The sequence below is a fragment of the Variovorax sp. CCNWLW186 genome, from assembly GCF_037203865.1.
Lineage (GTDB): Bacteria > Pseudomonadota > Gammaproteobacteria > Burkholderiales > Burkholderiaceae_C > Variovorax.
Window position 1 is genome coordinate 136,050 of the sequence record NZ_JBBCBO010000011.1, and the last position, 20,661, is coordinate 156,710.

Sequence of the window (20,661 nt, forward strand, 5' to 3'; positions counted from 1 at the left end):
GCTGTATGTCGTTCATTCGGAAAGCGCCGCGTTGTGATAGACCTCCTGGACATCGTCCAAGTCTTCGAGCACATCGAGCAGCTTTTGCATCTTGGCCGCGTCTTCGCCGGTTATTTCGACGGTGTTTTCAGGCCGCATGGTGACCTCGGCCACCTCGGGCTTCAGGCCGGCGGCCTCCAGCGCGTTCTTCACGGCTTCGAAGTCGCCAACGGCGGTGAGCACCTCGATGGCGCCGTCATCGTCGGTCACCACGTCTTCGGCGCCGGCTTCGAGCGCAAGCTCCATCACCTTGTCTTCGTCGGTGCCGGGCGCAAAGATGATCTGCCCGCAGTGCTTGAATTGAAAGGCCACCGAGCCTTCGGTGCCCATGTTGCCGCCGTGCTTGGAAAATGCGTGGCGCACTTCGGCCACGGTACGCACGCGGTTGTCGGTCATGGTGTCGACGATGATTGCCGCGCCGCCGATTCCGTACCCCTCGTAACGAATTTCTTCGTAATTCACGCCTTCGAGGTTGCCGGTGGCCTTGTCGATGTTGCGCTTGACGGTGTCGATCGGCAGGTTGACTGCCTTGGCTTTTTCCACCGCCAGCCGCAACCGAGGGTTAGCACTTAGGTCGCCGCCGCCGGTGCGGGCGGCCACTGTGATTTCGCGAATGGCGCGCGTCCAGAGCTTGCCGCGCTTCTCGTCCTGGCGGCCCTTCCGGTGCTGAATGTTTGCCCATTTGCTGTGTCCGGCCATGACTTCTTTCTCGCAATCCTGTGTTTTCAAAGCAGGCTCCGAGTTTACTGTCCGGCGCACGCAACGGCCCGTCGGCGGAGCCGAAGCGGCCAGGTCTTTTGGTGATAATCCTTCGATGACGCCATCGCCTTCTGTCGCTCCCGGGAATCCGGCCATCCTGCCGCCGCACACCCCCTTGCCGCTGTATTACAAGAACGAGGCGGAGCACCAGGCGTTTCTGCGCCGCATCTTCGACAGCACCGCCGCCGACTACGACCGCATCGAGAGCGTGCTCGCCTTCGGCACCGGCCCGGCATACCGGCGGGCCGCGCTGACGCAAGCCGGCCTCGTTGCGGGCGCGCAGGTGCTCGACGTGGGAATCGGCACCGGGCTGGTTGCGCGCGAGGCGCTCAAGATCATCGGCCCCACGGGCAAGCTGGTGGGCGTCGATCCCAGCGTGGGCATGATGGAACAGATCAACCTGCCGGGCGTGGAGCTGGTTCCGGGCGTGGCGGAATCGCTGCCCCGGCCCGATGCCAGCTGCGACTTCGTGAGCATGGGCTACGCCATGCGCCACATCAGCGACGTGGCGGCCGCATTCAGCGAGTTCCACCGTGTGCTGCGACCCGGCGGCCGCCTGGTGGTGCTCGAAATCACCAAGCCGCAGGGCCGCATCGCCACCGCCCTGCTCAAGGGCTACATGCGCGCTGTGGTGCCGCTGATTGCCCGGGTCGTCGGCCGCCGCAGCAACACCTCGGAGCTGTGGCGCTACTACTGGGACACCATCGAGGCCTGCATTCCCCCCGAGCGCGTTCTGGAGGCCTTGCGTGCCGCCGGCTTCACCGAAGTGCGCCGGCATGCAAGCCTGGGGGTTTTTTCCGAATACATGGCCCGCAAGCCAGAAAACACCGTCGAGGCCGGCTGACCGTGCGAGTACAGGGCGAAATTTCTCATCTGCGCGTCGAGCGCCTTTCACTGTCCGACAGCCTTGCGCTGGCCGCCAACGGCACCGCGCCTTTTGCAGCGCTCGGCTACGGCACGCCGCACGGGCTGGCATGGATGCCGACGGTCAACGCGCGCGTACTTTCCGCAGAGGGCGCCATGGCCGACGTGTGGCACGTGAACGGCGGGCAGGTCCAGTCGGGCACCACGGGCATCGCCCGCTGGCGCAGCAACGGCCACTGGCTGCTCGGTGCCATCGACATCGATGAATCCGCGGAAAAACAGAACCTCGCCGAAATCGCGCACAGCGCGTACCGCGATCTCTTCAAGACACTCGACCACGCCGCCACGCCGCACTTGCTGCGCATCTGGAACTACCTGCCGCAGATCAATGCCGACGGCGGCGGGCTGGAGCGATACCGCCAGTTCAACCTCGGGCGGCAAGAAGCGTTTTTCGAGGCCGGCCGCGCTGCCTTCGAAGGCGCCCCAGCGGCGTGCGCGCTGGGCATTCACCAGGGGGCGCTGTCCATCCGGTTCCTGGCCGGGCAAACGGCGCCCGTGCCGGTCGAGAATCCGCGCCAGGTTTCGGCCTACCGCTATCCCGAAACCTACGGCCCGCGCTCGCCCACCTTTTCGCGCGCCGCGCTGGCGGATGTCGGCAATGGCGACGTGGCGCTTTTCATCTCGGGCACCGCGAGCATCGTGGGCCACGAAACCGTTCACCAGGGGGACGTGCTGGAGCAAACGCGCGAAACGCTGCGCAACCTCGAGGCGGTGATCGCGGCGGCCAACAGCCAGGTCACGGCCACGTTTTCGCTCGCCATGCTCGACTGCGTGGTTTATGTGCGCCATCCGGCCGACACCGACGCGGTGCGCAGCGTGCTCGAGAACGCGCTGGGCGCCGACGCGCCGATGATCCGCCATGCGGTCTACCTGGAGGCGGACATCTGCCGCAGCGACCTGCTGGTGGAGATCGAAGCCCATGCCGTCGCCCCGGGTCGCCTGCGGGACTGACCCGTTGTTGCGATTCGACCGGACCGACGAGATGTCGATGACCCGCGTGCTGCGCATTCTCACGACCATTCCGCTCGCGTTGATGCTCTACGCGCTGCTGCTGTTCCTGGGCCTGATTTCGCTGGTCTGGAACTTCGTCGCCATGCTGCTGTATCCGGTCATGCCGGAGGCACCCGCACGCAAGCTGGGCCGCCTGACCATCGCCCTTGCCTACCGAATGTTCTGGGGCCTTGCCTCGGTGACCGGAATGATGCGCATCGATGCGAGCTGCCTCGACCCGATGCGCAGCGAGCCCGGCGTGATCTTCGTTGCCAACCACCCCACGATGCTCGATGCGCTGCTGCTGGTGGCTCGGCTGCCGCGCAGCGCCTGCATCATGAAGGCCGACCTGCTGCGCAACATCTTTCTTGGCGCGGGTGCGCGTCTTGCGCGCTACATCAGCAACGAATCGGCGCGCACCATGGTGCGCCTGGCCGTGGCAGACCTTCGCAACGGCGGGCAGCTGGTCATTTTTCCGGAAGGCACGCGCACGGTAACGCCGCCGCTCAACCCCTTCGGGCACGGCGTAACGCTGATTGCCAAGCTCGCGCAAGCCCCCATCCAGACCGTGTTCATCGAAACCGATTCGCCGTACCTCAGCAAGGGCTGGCCGCTGTGGCGCGTGCCGCCGCTGCCCATCGTCTTCAAGCTGCGGCTGGGTGAGCGGTTCGCGCCGTTGCAAGACAGCCATGTGCTGCAATCGGAGCTGGAACAATACTTTCGCCAAAACATGGAACAGCGCGCCACCGACGCGTCCCCCGCATGCCAGACGCCTCGCGCACACACCTTGTCCTGATCCCCAGCTACAACACGGGCGAGCGCCTGTTTTCGACCGTCGAAGCGGCGCGAGCCCAATGGAACCCCGTGTGGGTGGTGGTGGACGGCAGCACCGATGGCACCGGCGAACGCCTGCAGCAAATGGCCACGCGCGACCCGGGCCTGCGGGTCTGGCTGCTGCCGCAGAACCAGGGCAAGGGCGCGGCGGTGCTGCACGGCCTGCGCGCGGCACGCGAGGCCGGCTTCACACATGCACTGACCATGGATTCCGACGGTCAGCATCCGGCCGACCTGATTCCTTCGTTCATGGCCGCATCGCAGGCGCGGCCCGAAACCATGGTGCTCGGCCGGCCGGTGTTCGACGCCTCCGCCCCGCTGCTGCGCGTGCGCGGAAGGCGCGTGTCCAACGGCTGGACGCAGCTGGAAACCCTGTTTGCCGGCGTCGGCGATTCGCTCTACGGATTTCGCGTGTACCCGGTGGCCGACCTGATCGCCGTGATGGCGCGGCAGCCGTGGATGCGCCGCTTCGACTTCGACACCGAAGCCGTCGTGCGGCTGGCCTGGCGGGGTGTCAAGCCCGTGAACATCGATGCGCCGGTGAAGTACCTGACGGCCGAGGAAGGCGGGGTTTCGCACTTTCGCTATGGGCGAGACAACGTGCTGCTGACGTGGATGCACACGCGGCTGATGGTCGAATTCGTGCTGCGGCTGCCTGGGCTTGTTTTTCGCAAGCTCCGGGGGGCGCCGCCTTTTCAGAGATAGCGCTTCGGAGGGCCCAGGGCAGCAAGCTCAGATCATTCCGCCGTTGATGGAAATCACCTGCCCCGTGATGTAGGCCGCCTCGTCGCTGGCCAGGAACGAGGCCAGCGACGCCACTTCCTGCGGCGTTCCGGCGCGCTTCATCGGGACCATCTGGTTGACCATGGCGGGGTCGAAGGTTGCGTCGGCCATGGGCGAGGCGATGATGCCCGGCGCAATGGCGTTGACCGTGACGCCGCGCGACGCCACTTCGAGCGACAACGCCTTGGTCGCACTGTTGAGCGCACCCTTGGCGGCCGCATAGTTGACCTGCCCGCGGTTGCCGGTCAGCGCCGAGACTGACGAGATATTGAGCACGCGGCCCCAGCGGGTGCGCATCATCGGCAGCAGCAGCGGCTGCGTCACGCGAAAAAAGCCGTTGAGCGAAACGTCGATCACCTTGTGCCACTGTTCGGCACGCATGCCGGGCAGCACGGCGTCGTCGTGCACGCCGGCGTTGTTGACGACGATCTGGACCGGCCCATCTTCGAGCATCCGTTCGCACGCCACACGGCAGGCTTCGTCGCTGCGCAGGTCGAAAACGTGGCATTCGGCCTTGCCGCCAGCCGCCGCAATCGTGGCTGCCAGCTGCTCCACCGCTTCGGGCCGCGAATTGGCGTGCAGAAGCACGGTGGCGCCGTCGCGTGCCAGGCGCTCGGCCATGGCGGCGCCCAATGCGCCGCTGGCGCCAGTGATCAGTGCGCGCTTTCCTTCGAGGCTCATGCGGTGGTCGCTCCGGTTGCAAGCGGTGTGTTCAGCACCACCACGGCGCGGCCTTCGGCCAGCATGAGGCCGTCGCTGTCTTTCACCGCGAATTCATAAAGGATCTGGTTCGTGTCGCCCGAAAGGCGCCGCGCCTGCACCTGCAGTGCGCCGGCAACGTCGTCGAGGCGAGCAACCGAGAAGCGTACGTTGCGCGCACTCGCCAGAAAGCCGGCCGATGGCGTGCTTCCTTCGGCGGCCAGCATGCCGCCGTGCAACGCCATCGCCTGCGCGGCGTACTCGATGGCGTTGGGCGCGAGCAGACCACCCGCCGTTCGCAGCGGGTTGTCGGGCTGTGTATGCGTGCGGGTGCTGCAATGGATGGATTCGGCGTCCCAGCGCTCGAGGCGATCGAGCAGGCACATGCTGCCGCTGTGCGGAATGCGCTGCGCAATGCCCGCACGGTCGAGCGTTTGCGGAGCCGTTGTCACGCAGAGGGCTCCAGGTCGGCCACCAGCAGCACGTTGGCAAAGGGCGTGCCCTCGCTCATGGGAATGCTCTGCACGCTGAAACCCAGCCGCTGCAGCACCGCGATCCAATCGGCCAGCGGGCGGCCCCAGGTGGGGGACACCTTGTGGCCGCGGATCCGCGTTACCGTGCGGTCGACCCACTGGCTGATGGCGAAGCCGCGCTTGCTCGATGCATCGCCCACGCGCAGCAGCAGCCGCGCGTTCGGGTTGCCGCCGCGCCGCAGTGCATCGCGCACACGCTGCAGAACGCCGTCTTGCGCCTCGATGTTCACGTAGTGCAGCACGTCGAGAATCACGACCAGGTCGCAATCCGGCAGCGCCGCCGAGCACATGTCGGCGCAGACCAGCTTCGGCGCCAGTTGCAGATGGCCGATGGAAGCCTCGGCACGCGCCACGTCCTTGGGCATGAGCTCGATGCCCGTGTAGTCGGCCGCCGCCGGCGTAGGCTTCCACGAGGCCGGCCAACGGCCTTGCGCCTGCATGCGGCTCATCGACGCGAGCAGGCTCGCAAAAAGCCCCTGCCCGCAGCCGATGTCGACCACGCGCCGATGCTCCGCGCCAATCAGGCCGCGCTCGAGCAGCCCGCGAAATACGGGGTCGCGCCCCAGCTTGCCGCGCGCGAAGTGCCAAGCAAAGCTGCCGCCCTTCTTGTAAGGGATGGTGGCGGCTTCGTGCAGTTCGCGCCACGCGCTGTCGGTCGTGCCGGTCGAAGAAGGCAGCACCGCGTTCATCGCTTCAGGCCCTCGGGCAAGGTGACGGCGCTAAGGCCTTCGGCGCGCAGGCGTTCGAGCAACAAGGGCAATACCTCCAACAACACGGGATTTCCTTCAGGGGTGCGCGCGGCGTTGCCGTCGTGCAGAAGCAGAATGTCGCGCGCCTGCAGGTTGCGCGCAAGGCGCGCCATGACCTTGGCGGGATCGCCTTCGCGCGTGTCGAAGCCGCGGCGCGTCCAGCTCACGAGCGAAAGGCCGAGGCGGTGCAGCACCGGCTCGAGGAACGGATTGCGCAGGCCGGCCGGTGCACGGAAACAGGTCGGGCGCTGGCCTGTGGTTTCCGCAAGGATTTCCTGCGCCCGCGCGATCTCGCTCGCAAAGCCCCGGGGGCCGAGAAAAGAAAAATTGTGCCGGTGCCGCGCAGTGTGGTTCTGGACGCTGTGGCCGCGCGCGACGATCTCGCGCGCGAGCGCCGGGTGCGCAAGCACGCGCTCGGCTATGCAGAAAAAGGTAGCGCGCTGGCCATGCGCGTCCAACAGTTCGAGCACCCGGGGCGTGACCTCGGGCTCTGGGCCGTCGTCGATGGTGATGGCCACTTCTCGCCGGGCGCCGGCCGCCTCGGGCAAGCGCGTGACGTTGGGGCCCAGAAGACTGCTGCGCGGCGTGAGCCCCGCTCCGGTGATGAGCGCATGGTTCAGCACCACAGCGCCGATGGCCCAGGGCATCGCCCCCGGCACCAGCGCCCCCGCGCCGATGGCGGCCACGTGCAAGGCCGCGCTCGCGCGAATGGCCGGCGGCCAGGGCCACGATTCAGACGGTGCGGCGGATGCGGATGACATGGCTCGGGATTTTCCCATCAGCCGCGTGCGGGCGGCGGCGCCATGCGGCTCGCGAAGGCGGCCGAGAGCAGCAGCGCCAGCAAGGCACCCGGGGCGACCACGCGGCCGATCGACGACAGCGCCGGAATGTCCGAAATCGCGATCAGCCCGAACGACACCACGGTGGTCAGGTTGGCCAGCATCAGCGAGGCCAGCGTGTCCTCATCGGCCCGGCCCGCCACGCGCAGCTGGTCGAAGAACAGCGCGTAGTTGGAGCCGACCGCGACGATCAGCAGCAGGCCGACCAGGTGCAGGATGCCCAGCGGCACCTGCAGCACGGCCATGCCGCCGAGCGTGAGCACCACTGCAACCACCAGCGGCTGGCACACCGCGAGCAGGCGCTTGCCCGAACGCAGGTAGATGCCAAGCAGCACCACCACGGCCAATGCGCCGAGCAGCACCTGGACGAAGGCCTCATGCAGGTAGCGTTGATAGAGCCCGGCAAGTTCGCGGCCCACATCGACCACTTGCACTTCAGGCGCGCCCGCAAGCGCCGCTTCGAGCCGCCCCGCATCGAACTTCGGGCCCGGATGAAGAACCACCAGCGTCGACCAGCCGCCGCCCGGGCGCTGGTACATGAGCGTGTTGACGACCGAACCGAGCGGGCCGTCCTTCAAGTCGGCTCGCCGCACGGGCGCCAGCTTGCGCGCGGCTTCGACTTCGGCCAAGAAAGGACCGAGACGCGTGGCGGGCAAAGGTGAGCCTTGCGTGGCCTCGGCCAGCCGGGTTCGAAGGGTCTCGCCGTCCGGCAGGCTGGCCAGGCGCGCCGTCTGGGTCGCCACGCTCGGGAGCACGCGCGTCACGGTCTCGAAGCCGCCGAGCTCGCCCTTGTCGACCAGCGCCTCGAGCCTCGCCGCGGCTGCCTCGGTATTGCGCAGTGCGGCCTCTTCGTCGGCGCCGTAGACCACGACCAGCGTGCTGCCATCGCCGGTGCCGATGTCGGCGCGCAGCATTTCGTCGAGCTGCTGGGCCGACTTGGGCACCGGGCTCATCGCACCGAGGTCGGCGCGCCAGAGATGGCCGCCCTGCCAGATGACCAGCGCCAGCGCCGCGACGCCGAGCCCCGCCAGCACCCAGCGCAGGCGTGGCAGGCCGCGAACCAGCAGGCCGGCGCCGCGCGCCATGTACTTGCGCATGCCCATGCCGGTGGCGCCGTCCGGCGCGAGCATGGGCAACGCGTAGCGCGTGGCGAGCGCGGCGGCCACGAGCCCCGCTATCGAGAAAACGCCCAGCTGCGCGAGGCCTGGAAAGCCAGAGAACACCAGCGCCGCAAACCCGCACACCGATGTGAGCAGCCCGAGCCGCACGGTGGGCCAATGCACGTCGCGCCACCTGGCCCAGCCGGTGCCGGCCACGGCGGCGCCGCGCGCCTGAATGAGGTAGTAGATGGCGTAGTCGACCGTCTCTCCGATCAGCGTGCTGCCAAAGCCCAGCGTCATGCCGTGCACGGAGCCGAACACCACGCTCACCGCGGCAGTGCCGATGACCACGCCCGTGGCCACGGGCAGGAACGCGATGACCAGCGCGCGCGGCGACGCGAACGCCAGCAGCAGCAGCCCGCCCATCACGATGCCGCCCACGATTGCAAGGTGAATCGCTTCGGTCTTGATCTTGTCCCGGCTCAGCACCGAGAACACCGGCGGGCCGCTGAGCAGCAGCTTGGGCCCGGCTTCGCCCATGTCGCGCGTGGCGGCATCGAAGGCCGCATGCACGCGCGCGATGGCCGCGGCCTGTGCGTCGAGGTCGCTGCCCGCGGCGCGCGTGGTGGCGATCATGAGCGCGCGCGGCGCGGTGCGCGACATCCACACGCCCCCCTCGGTACGCGGCGCGCTTGCCGGCGCCAGGTCCACGGCAATGCGCTGCGTCTCTCCGGTGGGGTCGCGGTCGAGCAAGGGCTTGATCACGTTGCCGGCCGGCGTGCCCAGCATCGAGAGCGTCTCGTTGATTGCATCGCGCAGTCCATCGACGGTGAACTGCTCGGGTTTGACGCCTGGCGAGAGCTGGTAGCGGTGATCGAAGACCCAGGTGCCGGCTTCGGTCCAGTCGCCGGTGTCGCCGTTCTGGATCAGGTCGAACAGACGGCTTTCGCGCATGGCCTTGGCCACCGCGCGGGACACCGCGGCGCGCTGCTCCACGCTGGCACCGCCCTCGATGCCGAGCAGCAACGTGCGCGAGGCGACGCCGCTTTGCAGTTGCTCGATGAGCACCTGCTGCCGCACATCGGGGCTCTTGGGCAGGAAAGCCGAAAGATCGGCGCTGAATTGCGTGCGCGCGATCTGCACCGCGCCGCCGATCAGGACCAGCGCCCACACCAGCAGCACCAACGCGCGGCGCTGCCAGCTCGGCGGGCCTCCCGCGGTCTGGCGCCCGGTCACGGCGTGGTGCGCCCGGCAGCGCCCGCTGGCGCAGAGGGAGCCACGGGAGCGGCGCCCGCGCGCTCGGGCGTGATGTTCATCACCGAGCGGTCGCCGCCGACGAATTCCATTTCAAGGCCCAGCACTTCGCTGGCGCGGCCCGAGATGCGGATGCTGCGCATCTGCGCCGCCAGGCGGCTGTCGATGGGCGTGAGGTCGAGCGTCCAGTTGCTGGCCGACCCGCCCACGGTGCTGCGGAAATAGCGCTGCAGCGTGGTGCCGTCGCCCGTCAGCGTGCCGCGCATGGCTTCGACCAGGCCGAGCAGCTCGGGCATGCTGTCGAGCGTGAGCGTGCGGTTGCGGCCGCCGCGCGAGAGCGTGAGCGTGTTGCCTTCGACCGCCATGGTTTCGACGCGCGGCGACAAGGTGCGTCGCACCAGCTTGTCCGGCGCCTCGAAGCTCAGCGTGCCCCGCGCATCGAGCGGGCCTTCCAGGCCGTGCACGAAGCGCTGCTCGGTGAAGCGCGCCTCGCCGCTCTTCTGCTTGGAAAGAAGACCCATCAGCTCGGACAAGTCGAAAGCCCACGCGGGCGCGGCGCAGCAGGCCAGTGCCAGCAGCAGGCTCCTGCAAAGCCAGTCAAACCGAATCTTCGAGCCAGAAATCATGAAAGTTGAACCAGTTGTAGGGGTAGGCGCGGCACAGCGCTTCGAGGTGCGCCACGTAGGCTTCGACTGCCGCGCGGATGCGGCGTTCCCGCTCGGCGGGGTCGGAGGCGCGTTCGCTGAAGTCGGCCAGCAGGTCGAACTGGACATCGTAGCGCGCACCGCCGCCGTACAGGCCGGCCATGAAGAACACCTTGCGCCGCAGCAGCGCCGCGAGGCGGAACGGGCCGTCGTTGAAGCTGGCCGGCTGGCCCAAAAAGGGCAGCACGATGTTGTTGCCGCGCTGCTGCGCGGGCTGGTCCTCGCTGCCCGGCAGCGTACGGTCGGCCAGCATGCCGCCAAGGCCGCCGTGGTCGAGCCAGTCGCGCAGGGCAAGCATCGAATGCGGCCGGCCCAGCGCGATCACGTGAGGCCGCGCTTCAGGGAGGCTGATCGCGTTCAGAATGGCCGTGATGCGCTGCGCGTTGTCGGGATACATCAGCATCGCGAGCCGCAACTCCTGCTTGTGCTGGCTGTGGTGCTTGCAGGCGCCCAGCGCCTCGAAGCTGCCGACGTGCGCGCCCAGCAGAAAGGCGCCCCGCCCTTGCAGCGCCTCGGTCTCCAGCGGCATGTTGCCCTTGACCTTCACGTCGAACAGATCCATGCGCCCGCGCAGGAAGTACACGCGGTCGAGCACCGTCGAGGCAAAGGCGTGCAGCAGGCGATAGCCGTCGATCCACCCCGCGCGCGGGCCAATGGCCCTGAACAGGTAGCGCTTGATGTGGCGGCGCGGCGTGGGCGCGAACAAGAGAAAGTACAGGCTGATCGGCGGCAGCAGCAGCCGCGTGATGTGGCGCCCGAAAACCAGCGCCATCATGCAGATGAAGCGCAGGGCCAGCATGTTGCTGCGCTCGGGGGCGCGCGCCCAGTCGCCGCGCTGCCCCGTCTGCGACGCCTCTTTCACGGCGTGCGTCTCGGCTTCGGTGTGCTTCATCACGCGGAGCCTGGCGCCGCGGTCCAGCGGCCGGTGACAGCCACCACGCCGTCGCAGCGCACGTCGAAACGCACGCCGCGCGCGGCGCCCGCCTCGGGTTGCAGTTCGATGGAGAGCATGCTCCCCGGCCGCACGGGCGCCAGAAACTTGGCAGCAGCAAGCGTGGGGTGCGTGCCAAGCCGGGCAACCAGTGCCGGCACCCGCTGCACTGCTTCCATGACCTCGGCCAGTATCAGCGCCCCAGGCAGCAGCGGCTGACCGGGAAAGTGGCCCGCGAACGCCGGGTGATCAACGGGCACCGCATGGGCAAACTCCACCGGGGTGTCGTCTCCCGCAAGCTGCGCAAGCGCGAATTCGCGCAGCGCGCGCACGGTGAGCTTGCCGGTGCCTTCGCGCGGAAAAGCCTTGACCTGCACCACACGCCGCGGAACGAACACCGGCTCGAGCCGCTGCCGCAGCGCCGCGATGATTTCGCCGGCCGAGAGCGTGGGCGCCACCACGAAAGCCACGGGACGCACCACACCGTCGGCCACTTCGTCGGGAAGCCAGAACGCGCCGTCTTCAACGCCCGCAATGCTGTTGAGGTGATAGTTCAGATGCGCGAGCGAACTGCGCCGCCCCGCCACGTGAATCAGGTCGTTGGCCCGGCCGAACAACCGGAAGCGGCGCGCATCGAGAAGTTCGAGCACGTCGGCCATGGGCGTGGGCTCGGGCAGGAAGTCGCCGCTGAAAATGAAGCGCTCGGGTCCGTCGCCCTCGCCCGGTTCGGCATGCACGCGAATGTTGCCGAAGTTCTCCCAGACCTCGCTTTGCGTGGTGCGGCGGGTGGCGACCTGGCCGGACTCGGTGCTGCCGTAGATTTCGATCAGCACGCCGCCGAGCGCCTGCTCGGCCTGGGCCGCCAGCTGCGGCGATAGCGGCGCGGTAGCCGAAAGAATCAGGTCGACAGGCGGCAGCTCGATGCCCGAGAGCAGCAGCGTCTTCAAGTGGAAAGGTGTGGTGACCAACGCACGCGGGCGCGGCACCGAGGCCAGCGTTTTCACCACATCGGCCGGAAAGAACGGCCGTCCGCTTTCGAATGCGGCGCCGCCCAGCATGGCCAGCAGCACCGACGATTCGAGTCCGTAGCTGTGCTGAACCGGCACGGTCGCAACCAGCGTCAGGCCGGCAAGCGATGGCCGCCCGAGCAGGCTGGCGAGCCGCTCCACCGCCACGGCCACATCGCCCACCAGTGTTTCCCACCGCTTGGCGTGCGGCTGGGGCACGCCGGTCGAGCCGGAGGTCAGCAGGCTCACGGCGTGCATGCCGCCGTCGACGGCCGGCACCTCGAGCCCGGCGCCGCCTTCGGGGCTGGACCGGTCTTCGATCAGCACGCGCGGCATGCCGGGGGTGGCCAGGCCGACATCGTCGGTCAGCGCGAAGAGATTCGACCCACCGGAGTCGAGCAGCCGCGCGAGCGTGTCGGGCCGGGCGTCGGGCGGCAAGAGGCTTGCATGGCCGCGCACCAGCGCAGCGGCCAGGCTGACGGCAAAGGCGTAGCGGTCGACGCACAGGTTGACGGCCTTGCCCTCTGCGGGGAGCACCGGCGCGAACCGGGCCACGTCGGCCAGGAACTGGCGCGTGCTCACCGGCACGCCGGCGCGCCAGGCCAGGGGCGCGTCGAGGTCCCGGTTGGTGATGAGCGGCAGCAGGCGGGTTTCGGCGGTCACGCAGGGCCCTGCTCTACCGGCTGCCGGTGCCGTTGTCGATGGGCGATGTTCCCTGGAAGGCGCGCACCGCATCAATGAGCCGCGTGCGCTCGAATTCGGGGTGCAGCCGGTAGCGCACCAGGTGCTCGCCCACGAAAAGCAGGGTCACCGAAAGCGGGGTCAGCACATTGGCCAGCAGCGACCAGGCCGAAAAAGGCAGGCTCAGGTACACCACGATCGACGAGACGACCACGAGCGCGAAATACGCGGTCCAGATGCGGGTGAGCTGCGTCGTGTAGGCCAGCATATGGCCCTTGAGCGGATGCACGCGCTGGGCAAACTGGGTGATCAGCGGCAGGCCGGGCCCGCGCAGCGAAGCGCCGAACCAGCCGCACAAGAGGCCGTTGATGGCCACATGCTGGAACACATAGAGCCGATTCGTATCGCCCGCCTCACCCAGGAAAACCAAGGCGAAGCCCGCGATGCCGAGCAGCATGGCGGCAATGAAGCCCCAGCGGCCGAGCTTGCTGGCGGCAAAACCCATGGCAGCCAGCCAGAGCGGGCCGAGCAAGACCACCACCGCCCACGGCTCGGTGGGGTGGAACAGCATCATCCAGTGAGAGAGGCCGGCATAGGCCACTCCCACCAGCAGCAGGAGCGCCAGTCGCCATCGAGACATGGATCAGGAGGCGCTGCGGTGCTGGGCGACGTGGGTCGCGAGCGTGCGCAGCGACTGGAAGATCTGTTGGTTGCGCTCGTCGTCCGAACGCAACTGGAAGCCGTAGCGCCGGGACACTTCGAGCGCAACCTCAAGGATGTCGATGGAATCGAGGCCCAGGCCTTCGCCGTAGAGCGGGTCGGTCGGCACGATGTCTTCGGGGGCGACTTCCAGATTGAGCGCGTTCACGAGCAAGACGGCCAACTCTTTTTCAATCGGCGACTGTTCAGGTGAATCGCCAACGGCGGGAATGGGGGGCTGAGCAGTCGATGACAAAAAAACCTCCTGAAACTTTTTCCGTAACTACCTCGGGGGCCGTGGATTATAGGAGCGCCGCTTGATTAGACTGCCCGCTTCGATACGACCCGGAGCCCTCAATGGCCGACCCCCTCCTGATAGCACGCCACGACACCACCGAGTGCGCCCTGCTGCCCAGCCTGGCCAACCGCCACGGCCTGATCACCGGCGCCACCGGCACCGGCAAGACGGTCACCCTGCAAACCATCGCTGAAAAGCTCTCGAGCATCGGCGTTCCGGTGTTCATGGCCGACGTCAAGGGCGACCTGACCGGCATGAGCCAGAAAGGCAGCATCGGCGAGAAGATGGCGGCCACGCTGAAGGAACGCGGCATCGACCTGCCCGAACCGGCCGCCTGCCCCGTTACGCTGTGGGACGTGTTCGGTGAACAGGGCCACCCGGTACGGGCCACGGTTTCCGACATGGGCCCGCTGCTGCTGGGCCGCATGCTCGACGTGAACGAAACCCAGGCCGGCGTGCTGAACCTGGTGTTCAAGATTGCCGACGACAACGGCCTGCTGCTGCTCGACCTGAAAGACCTGCGCGCCATGCTGCAGTACGTGGGCGAGAACGGGAGCCAGTTCACCACCGAATACGGCAACATCAGCGCCGCCAGCGTGGGCGCCATCCAGCGCGGGCTGCTGCAGATCGAAACCCAGGGCGGCGACAAGTTCTTCGGCGAGCCGATGCTCAACATTGCCGACTTCATGCAAACCGTGGGCGGCAAGGGCGTGGTCAATATCCTGGCCGCGGACAAGCTCATGAACTCGCCGCGGCTGTACGCCACGTTCCTGCTCTGGATGCTGTCTGAACTGTTCGAACAGCTGCCCGAAATCGGCGACCCGGACCAACCCAAGCTGGCCTTCTTCTTCGATGAGGCCCATCTGCTGTTCAACGAAGCGCCCAAGGCGCTGGTCGAACGCATCGAGTTGGTGGTGCGGCTCGTGCGCTCCAAGGGTGTGGGCGTTTATTTCGTGACGCAGAACCCGCTCGACATTCCGGATTCGGTGCTGGCCCAGTTGGGCAACCGCGTGCAGCATGCGCTGCGCGCGTTCACCCCGCGCGACCAGAAGGCCGTGAAAGCCACGGCCACCACCATGCGCGAGAAGCCGGGCCTGGACATCGAAACTGCCATCACCGAGCTTGCCGTGGGCGAGGCGCTGGTGAGTTTTCTCGACGCCAAGGGCCGCCCGAGCGTGACGGAACGCGTGTTCGTGGTGCCGCCGGGCAGCCAGATCGGCCCTGTCACTGCCGAACAACGCCAGGCCGTGATCGCCAATTCGCTTGTCGCCGGCGTGTACGAAAAGACGGTGGACCGTGAATCGGCCTACGAAAAGCTCAAGGGCCGCGCCGAGACCGCGCCGGATGCACCGGCCGCCAAGCCGGGTGCCAAGGGCGCGGCGGAAGCTTCCGAGGGTGGCAGCAGCATGCTGAATGACCTGCTCTTCGGCAGCACCGGCCCGCGCGGCGGCAAGCGTGACGGCCTGGTGCAGACCATGGCCAAGTCGGCGGTGCGCACCATGGGCACTTCGGTCGGCAAGGAAATCCTGCGCGGCGTTCTGGGCGGCATCTTCGGGGCCAAGAAGCGCTGAGGCCGGGCCCCGCCCGGCCGGCGCGATCTCGGCGCGATCTACCAGCGCAGCAAGCGGGGCCCCAGCACCGCGCCCAGCACCACCGGCACCGCAATGCCGCTGACGTACCAGACCGCGAGGAACGGTGCCGTCAGTTCCATGCAGTGCAGCGCGTACACGGCCGCCCCCATCCCGCCCGCCAGACCGCCGGCGGCCGCGCCCGCCAAGGCCGGACGCGTGGGCGCCAGCCCCCGCAACGCCACCAGCGCCGCCGCGAAGACGGGCAGCGCCATGAGGCCGATGCTGACCGCGCAGATGCGCCACGACTCGCCCATGAGCAGCGGCATGCGTTCTTCGGGCGGCGCGTTGAACCACGACATCGCCGCCAGCACCCACACCACGAGCAGCGGCACGGCAATGCCGATCCAGGCGCGCCGCACCGGAACGCCCGGGCGCGCGAGGCGCTGCACCGCCACGAAGGCCGCCGCGGCAATGCACAGCGGAAACAGCACCTTGACCCAGAACATCGGCCAGAACATGGCCTGCACCAGATCGCGGCGAACACCGTATTCGGTGAGCAGGATGGCGAACGACAGCGGCACGCCGGCCAGCACGGCAAGCGCCAGGCGCCGCCCGGCGGCGCGGCGCGGCGCGGGCGCGGCACCGGTGGCCAGCATGGCCACGAGATCGTCGGTTTTCATGGCGTCTTGCTCCTGAGTCTGGCCGCGAGCGCCTTGAGGCCGCGGTGAATGCCGACCTTCACGGCCGATTCCGACATGCCGGTCAGGCTTGCCGTTTCGGTCACCGAAAGGCCTTCGAGCTTCACATGCACGATGGGCAGGCGCTGGCGCTCAGGCAGGGTCTGCAGCAAGCCGCCGATGTCGCGGCGCGCATCGCTGGCGTCGATGGCCGATTCGGCGAACACGGCCAGGTCATCGTCCAGTGGATCATGCAGCGCTTCGCGTGCCGACTTGGCGCGCAGCAGGTCGATCATCTTGTAGCGCGCAATCGCATGCACCCAGGCCGTCAGCGGCTGGTCGCTCTGGTAGGTATGGCGCTGGTTGTGCATGGCGAGCAGGCATTCCTGGACAAGATCTTCCACTTCGTCGGGCCAGCCGAAAAGGCGCTTGCCCAGAAAAGCGCGCAAGTGCGCGCTGAGTTTTTGCAGGAATTCGCGGTAAGCCGCTGCGTCGCCGGCAAGGCCCCGCAGGAACAGGCTCCGCAACGCCGCCTCGGCGTCGCTCATTCGCGTCCTGCTGTCCATAGTGTTTCGTGCCATCGGACCGGCTGGTTACAGCCCGTTCAAGAAAAAGGTTCCGCCGGATTGTGCCGTTACCCGCCGGACCCCGGCGCCCGCCGCGTCGCGTCCTGGGCTAAGCTCGCCCGAACCCACTGAAGGAGCGCCCGTGCCACCTGCTGCCGCATGCCCCTTGGCCCCTGAACCGGCTTCGGCCCGCACCTGAGGCACGCGAATGCTGGCCGGCCTCGCTTCGCACCCCTGGGCCTACCCGGCGCTGGAGGTGGTGCATATCGTGGGCATTGCCATGCTGTTCGGCGGGCTGCTTGTGTTCGAGCTGCGCGTGCTCGGCGTAGGCAAGGAACTGTCGCAAAGCCATTTGGCCCGCCTTACGCTGCTGCCGGCGCTGGCCGGTTTTGGCCTGTGCGCCGCCACCGGCCTCACGATGTTTGCCAGCCAGCCCGGCGAACTGCTCGCCAACTCGGCATTCCGCGTCAAGCTGCTCATGATCTGCCTGGCCGGCGCCAACGCCGCCTGGTTCCACGCGCGCGGCGGCCTTGCGGCCAGCGGCGCCATACCCAAGGTGCAATGCCTGCTGTCGTTGGGGTTTTGGCTCGCTGTCATCATCTGCGGGCGTTGGATCGCTTACATCTGAACTGAACAAGGAGTCCGAGATGATGCAAAGGCGCATGTTCGTTGCCGGTTCGCTGGGCCTGGCCCTTCCGGCCTGGGCTCACCACGGCTGGAGCAGTTTCGACCAGGACCGCCCGCTCTACCTGGAGGGCCGCGCAACCAAGGTCATGTGGCGCAACCCTCATGGCGAGCTGGAGCTGGAACTGCCCGAGAACCCGACCTTGCCCGCCGACCTGAAGCAGCGCCCGCTGCCCAAGCAGAGCACGGCCGTCGACGGCCCCGGGTTGCTGGCCAAGGCCCAGTTGCCCACCCGCCGCGACCGCAAGTGGCTTGTCGAGCTGGCCCCTCTCACGCGTCTTCAAGCGTGGGGCGTCGAGGAGATCAAGCCCGGCACTCCCGTCTCGGTGCTGGGCTTCACCTTCACCGGCGAAAAAGGCGATCCGGTGCTGCGCGCCGAATACCTCTTCGTCGGCGGCAAGGCCTACGGACTGCGCTCCTCGCCCGCCTGAAGCAGGCCCCTCCCCGGGCATGCTCCGCGAGTGCCCGCGAATGCAATCGCCATGAGTGCGCCGCTGCTTGCCAGCGGCGCGGCTCATCGGTACATTGCATTTTTTGAGGGCCTCCAATGTCCGCAGATAGCACAGCGACCCGTTCCTCCATCTCGGCGCCTCCCGCGACCCCTGGCATTTCCGCGGATCCGGCGATCTCCGTCTCTCCCCTTCCCCCGCTCCACGCTTCCTCGTCGACCGGCCATATCCGGCTGACCTCCCATGCCGGCGGCTTCGGTGCGCTGCCCATCCGATGGGGCGCGGCCACCGCCACCGAGCGCGGGCCGGTTGTCGGCACCACGACCAAGCGGGCGCACCGCAACGTCATCGGCACGCACAGCGGCTCCTACAGCGTCTACCGCGCGCTTGCCGTGGCGGCAGGCGCGCTCAAGCGCGAACACAAGGCCGACCTCACCAACACCGCGCCCACCGACGTGATCGGCCCCTATCCGCAGTGGAGCGAGCCGGGCCGCATCGTTTCGCTCGACCCTTGGGGCGCGCTGGTGGCCGATGTGTTTTCCGCGGAGCTTGCGGCCGGCTACGACATTCGCCCGACCATTGCCATCACCAAGGCGCACGTGATCCTGCCCGAGGTGATCGAGGCGCTGCAAAGCGGCCGGCTCAAGGCCGACGGCCACTTTCTCACCACCGGCGGTGCCGCCATGGTGACCAAGGCCGCCATCGAACCCGTGTGGTACCTGCCCGAAGTGGCGCGGCGATTCGGCTGCTCAGAGACCGACCTGCGGCGCACGCTGTTCGAGGAAACCGGCGGCATGTACCCCGAGCTTGTCACTCGCTCCGACCTCGAGGTCTTCCTGCCGCCCATCGGCGGACAGACGCTCTACATCTTCGGCAACCCGCGCGACCTGGCCAACCCGGAGGTGGAGCTCACCGCGCGCATCCACGACGAGTGCAACGGCTCCGACGTGTTCGGCTCCGACATCTGCACCTGCCGCCCTTACCTCACGCACGCCATCGAAGAATGCATCCAGGGCGCGCAGCGCGGCGGCGTCGGCCTCATTGCCTATTCGCGCAAGGAAGGCCGCGCCCTCGGCGAGGTAACCAAGTTCCTGGTCTACAACGCGCGCAAGCGCCAGGTGGGCGGCGACACGGCCGACCAGTATTTCGCACGCACCGAGTGCGTGGCCGGCGTGCAGGACATGCGCTTCCAGGAACTGATGCCGGACGTCTTCCACTGGCTCGGCATCAAGAAAATCCATCGGCTCGTGTCGATGAGCAACATGAAGTTCGACGCGATCACCGGCTCGGGCATCGAGATCGGCGAGCGCGTGAACATTCCGGACGAACTGATTCCGGCCGACGCCCGGGTCGAGATGGACGCGAAGATGGCCGCCGGCTACTTCACGCCCGGCCCGGTGCCGACCGCCGAAGAACTCAAGAAGGCCAAAGGCCGGGGATTGAGCGAATGAGCGACAACAAGGAACACAGCAACAAATACCTGCCCGTGGACGGATCGGGCAACCTGCCGGACGGCAGCGCGGGCGACATCGATCCGGCGACCGAATTCGCCCCCGACACCAGCCGCCCCGCGGGCGCCGCCACCCTCTTGCGCACCACCGGTGCCATTCGCGAGCGCGCGGCCGCGCTGCTCGCTCGCGCACGCAGCGGCGAGTCGCGATGGTTTCGCATCGGCGGCGACGATGCAGCGGACGACGCGGCCCGCGCCGTGGCCGAGGTCACGCGCGAGCGCTACCCATGGGACACCATTCCGTATCACAGCCGCTGGCGCCACTTCGAGGCTGGCGGCGTCGACCGGCTGAAGCAGCTCGACGCACTGCTCGGCAACCACATCGACGCCCGCCAGCGGGCCCGCGCCCACATCGACCTGGTGCTGGTGAGCGTGCTGCTCGATGCCGGCGCCGGCCCCAACTGGCATTACACCGAGCCGGCCACGGGCCAGCGTTTCACGCGATCCGAAGGCCTGGGCGTGGCGAGCTTCCATGCCTTCACGAGCGGGCTTTTCTCGTCCGACCCCGACCATCCGCTGCAAGCCGACGCGGCGGGATTGCGCGGCCTGGTCACCGACCGGCTCGGCGATGCCTTCCAGGTGAGCGACGTCAATCCGCTGGTGGGCCTTGCCGGCCGCACCGTGCTGCTGCGCCGGCTGGGCGAAGCGATGAGCGAACAGCCCGAAACCTTCGGCGACGACGGACGGCCAGCCGGCATGTTCGACGCGCTGGTCGCTCCTTTCGGCGCTGCCGCACCGCCCACAGCAGAAATCACCGCGCACCAGATCCTGTCGCTGCTGCTCGAAACGCTCTCGCGCATCTGGCCCTCGGCCAACTCCATCGACAGCATTGCCGTCGACGGCAGCGACACCACGGGCGGCATCGGTTCGAGCGACCCGGCCCTTGCGCTTGGCGACTGCTGGCGCCACAGCGCGGTGCGCGGGCCCGGCCTCACCAACGGATGGATGCCGTTCCACAAACTCTCGCAATGGCTCACCTATTCGCTGCTCGAGCCCTTCGAGTGGGCGGGCGTGAAGGTGCGCCAGCTCGATGCACTCACCGCCCTGCCCGAATACCGCAACGGCGGCCTCCTGATCGACAGCGGCGTGATCGTGCCGAAAGACCCGGCTTCTCTTGCGCGCACCTGGAAAGCCGGAGACGAGTTCATCGTCGAATGGCGTGCACTCACCGTGGCGCTGCTCGACGAGCTGGCGCCCCGCGTGCGCAAGATGCTCGACCGCACCGAGGAGGAACTGCCGCTGGCCTGCGTGCTCGAGGGCGGCACCTGGGCGGCGGGCCGCGTGCTGGCACAGCGCTTGCGTGACGGAGCGCCACCGCTCCTGATCGAAAGCGACGGCACCGTCTTTTAGACTCGCGGGTCCAGCAACGGCAGAAAAATCA

General features: G+C 67.9%; 22 protein-coding genes. 9 read left to right on the top strand and 13 right to left on the bottom strand.

What is annotated here, in order from left to right; translation table 11 throughout:
- Positions 1 to 12: 12 nt before the first annotated feature.
- Complete coding sequence (locus V9K97_RS15550) at positions 13 to 738, bottom strand: YebC/PmpR family DNA-binding transcriptional regulator (RefSeq protein WP_126746025.1); 726 nt, start codon at positions 736 to 738, stop codon at positions 13 to 15.
- Positions 739 to 853: 115 nt separating this feature from the next.
- Here V9K97_RS15550 and V9K97_RS15555 point away from each other — a divergent pair, with 115 nt between their 5' ends.
- The 4 genes from V9K97_RS15555 to V9K97_RS15570 are packed head-to-tail and all read left to right on the top strand — an operon-like array spanning position 854 to position 4,251.
- Positions 854 to 1,642 (top strand): class I SAM-dependent methyltransferase, encoded by a 789-nt coding sequence (locus tag V9K97_RS15555; RefSeq protein ID WP_126746026.1) that lies wholly within the window; start codon positions 854 to 856, stop codon positions 1,640 to 1,642.
- Positions 1,643 to 1,644: 2 nt separating this feature from the next.
- Complete coding sequence (locus V9K97_RS15560; protein ID WP_258506588.1) at positions 1,645 to 2,673, top strand: chorismate transformation enzyme, FkbO/Hyg5 family; 1,029 nt, start codon at positions 1,645 to 1,647, stop codon at positions 2,671 to 2,673.
- Between the two features lie 31 nt (positions 2,674 to 2,704).
- Positions 2,705 to 3,508 carry a lysophospholipid acyltransferase family protein gene (locus V9K97_RS15565; protein ID WP_258506589.1) on the top strand — a complete coding sequence of 268 codons (804 nt, stop codon included), beginning with the start codon at positions 2,705 to 2,707 and terminating at the stop codon, positions 3,506 to 3,508.
- Entirely contained in the window at positions 3,475 to 4,251 is a 777-nt protein-coding gene (locus tag V9K97_RS15570; RefSeq protein ID WP_337319102.1) for a glycosyltransferase family 2 protein, read from the top strand. Before V9K97_RS15565 ends, V9K97_RS15570 begins: the two co-directional genes overlap by 34 nt.
- A 27-nt stretch (positions 4,252 to 4,278) precedes the next feature.
- Here the strand turns inward: V9K97_RS15570 and fabG are convergent, their stop codons facing one another.
- Genes fabG through V9K97_RS15620 form a run of 10 tightly spaced genes read right to left on the bottom strand, consistent with a single transcriptional unit; the run spans position 4,279 to position 13,781 of the window.
- Positions 4,279 to 5,010: a 3-oxoacyl-ACP reductase FabG gene (gene fabG, locus V9K97_RS15575; RefSeq protein WP_258506595.1), complete on the bottom strand. Its 732-nt coding sequence runs from the start codon at positions 5,008 to 5,010 to the stop codon at positions 4,279 to 4,281.
- Positions 5,007 to 5,480: a hydroxymyristoyl-ACP dehydratase gene (locus V9K97_RS15580; protein WP_337319105.1), complete on the bottom strand. Its 474-nt coding sequence runs from the start codon at positions 5,478 to 5,480 to the stop codon at positions 5,007 to 5,009. The genes fabG and V9K97_RS15580 overlap by 4 nt, the downstream gene beginning before the upstream one ends.
- Positions 5,477 to 6,250 carry a class I SAM-dependent methyltransferase gene (locus V9K97_RS15585; protein WP_337319107.1) on the bottom strand — a complete coding sequence of 258 codons (774 nt, stop codon included), beginning with the start codon at positions 6,248 to 6,250 and terminating at the stop codon, positions 5,477 to 5,479. Before V9K97_RS15585 ends, V9K97_RS15580 begins: the two co-directional genes overlap by 4 nt.
- Positions 6,247 to 7,089 (bottom strand): polysaccharide deacetylase family protein, encoded by an 843-nt coding sequence (locus V9K97_RS15590; RefSeq protein WP_337319109.1) that lies wholly within the window; start codon positions 7,087 to 7,089, stop codon positions 6,247 to 6,249. The genes V9K97_RS15585 and V9K97_RS15590 overlap by 4 nt, the downstream gene beginning before the upstream one ends.
- Positions 7,089 to 9,485 (bottom strand): MMPL family transporter, encoded by a 2,397-nt coding sequence (locus V9K97_RS15595; protein WP_337319111.1) that lies wholly within the window; start codon positions 9,483 to 9,485, stop codon positions 7,089 to 7,091. The genes V9K97_RS15590 and V9K97_RS15595 overlap by 1 nt, the downstream gene beginning before the upstream one ends.
- Complete coding sequence (locus V9K97_RS15600) at positions 9,482 to 10,129, bottom strand: outer membrane lipoprotein carrier protein LolA (RefSeq protein WP_258506601.1); 648 nt, start codon at positions 10,127 to 10,129, stop codon at positions 9,482 to 9,484. Before V9K97_RS15600 ends, V9K97_RS15595 begins: the two co-directional genes overlap by 4 nt.
- Positions 10,101 to 11,099 (bottom strand): acyl-CoA synthetase, encoded by a 999-nt coding sequence (locus tag V9K97_RS15605; RefSeq protein ID WP_258506603.1) that lies wholly within the window; start codon positions 11,097 to 11,099, stop codon positions 10,101 to 10,103. The genes V9K97_RS15600 and V9K97_RS15605 overlap by 29 nt, the downstream gene beginning before the upstream one ends.
- Complete coding sequence (locus tag V9K97_RS15610; protein WP_337319113.1) at positions 11,099 to 12,808, bottom strand: AMP-binding protein; 1,710 nt, start codon at positions 12,806 to 12,808, stop codon at positions 11,099 to 11,101. Before V9K97_RS15610 ends, V9K97_RS15605 begins: the two co-directional genes overlap by 1 nt.
- Before the next feature lie 13 nt (positions 12,809 to 12,821).
- Positions 12,822 to 13,466: a hypothetical protein gene (locus V9K97_RS15615; protein ID WP_126746037.1), complete on the bottom strand. Its 645-nt coding sequence runs from the start codon at positions 13,464 to 13,466 to the stop codon at positions 12,822 to 12,824.
- Between the two features lie 3 nt (positions 13,467 to 13,469).
- A complete protein-coding gene (locus V9K97_RS15620; RefSeq protein ID WP_055796895.1) occupies positions 13,470 to 13,781 on the bottom strand; it encodes a phosphopantetheine-binding protein in 312 nt (103 codons plus the stop codon).
- 101 nt (positions 13,782 to 13,882) lie between these two features.
- On the opposite strand from V9K97_RS15620, the gene V9K97_RS15625 reads away from it, so the two are divergent.
- Entirely contained in the window at positions 13,883 to 15,394 is a 1,512-nt protein-coding gene (locus V9K97_RS15625; RefSeq protein ID WP_337319115.1) for a helicase HerA-like domain-containing protein, read from the top strand.
- Positions 15,395 to 15,432: 38 nt separating this feature from the next.
- On the opposite strand, the gene V9K97_RS15630 is transcribed toward V9K97_RS15625, so the two are convergent.
- Both V9K97_RS15630 and V9K97_RS15635 read right to left on the bottom strand, forming a co-directional pair.
- Entirely contained in the window at positions 15,433 to 16,074 is a 642-nt protein-coding gene (locus V9K97_RS15630) for a DUF1109 domain-containing protein (protein WP_337319117.1), read from the bottom strand.
- Positions 16,071 to 16,652: a sigma-70 family RNA polymerase sigma factor gene (locus tag V9K97_RS15635; RefSeq protein WP_443303442.1), complete on the bottom strand. Its 582-nt coding sequence runs from the start codon at positions 16,650 to 16,652 to the stop codon at positions 16,071 to 16,073. Before V9K97_RS15635 ends, V9K97_RS15630 begins: the two co-directional genes overlap by 4 nt.
- Positions 16,653 to 16,845: 193 nt before the next feature.
- Here V9K97_RS15635 and V9K97_RS15640 point away from each other — a divergent pair, with 193 nt between their 5' ends.
- From V9K97_RS15640 to V9K97_RS15655, 4 genes are all read left to right on the top strand, one after another.
- Complete coding sequence (locus V9K97_RS15640; protein ID WP_337319119.1) at positions 16,846 to 17,265, top strand: hypothetical protein; 420 nt, start codon at positions 16,846 to 16,848, stop codon at positions 17,263 to 17,265.
- A gap of 19 nt (positions 17,266 to 17,284) precedes the next feature.
- The gene (locus V9K97_RS15645) at positions 17,285 to 17,752 is read left to right on the top strand and encodes a DUF6152 family protein (RefSeq protein WP_258506610.1); all 468 of its coding nucleotides are present in this window, start codon (positions 17,285 to 17,287) and stop codon (positions 17,750 to 17,752) included.
- A gap of 116 nt (positions 17,753 to 17,868) precedes the next feature.
- Positions 17,869 to 19,221, top strand: a complete 1,353-nt coding sequence (locus V9K97_RS15650) for a GTP cyclohydrolase II (protein WP_337297593.1) — start codon at positions 17,869 to 17,871, stop codon at positions 19,219 to 19,221.
- Positions 19,218 to 20,630 (top strand): URC4/urg3 family protein, encoded by a 1,413-nt coding sequence (locus V9K97_RS15655; protein ID WP_337319121.1) that lies wholly within the window; start codon positions 19,218 to 19,220, stop codon positions 20,628 to 20,630. Before V9K97_RS15650 ends, V9K97_RS15655 begins: the two co-directional genes overlap by 4 nt.
- The last annotated feature ends 31 nt before the right edge of the window (positions 20,631 to 20,661 follow it).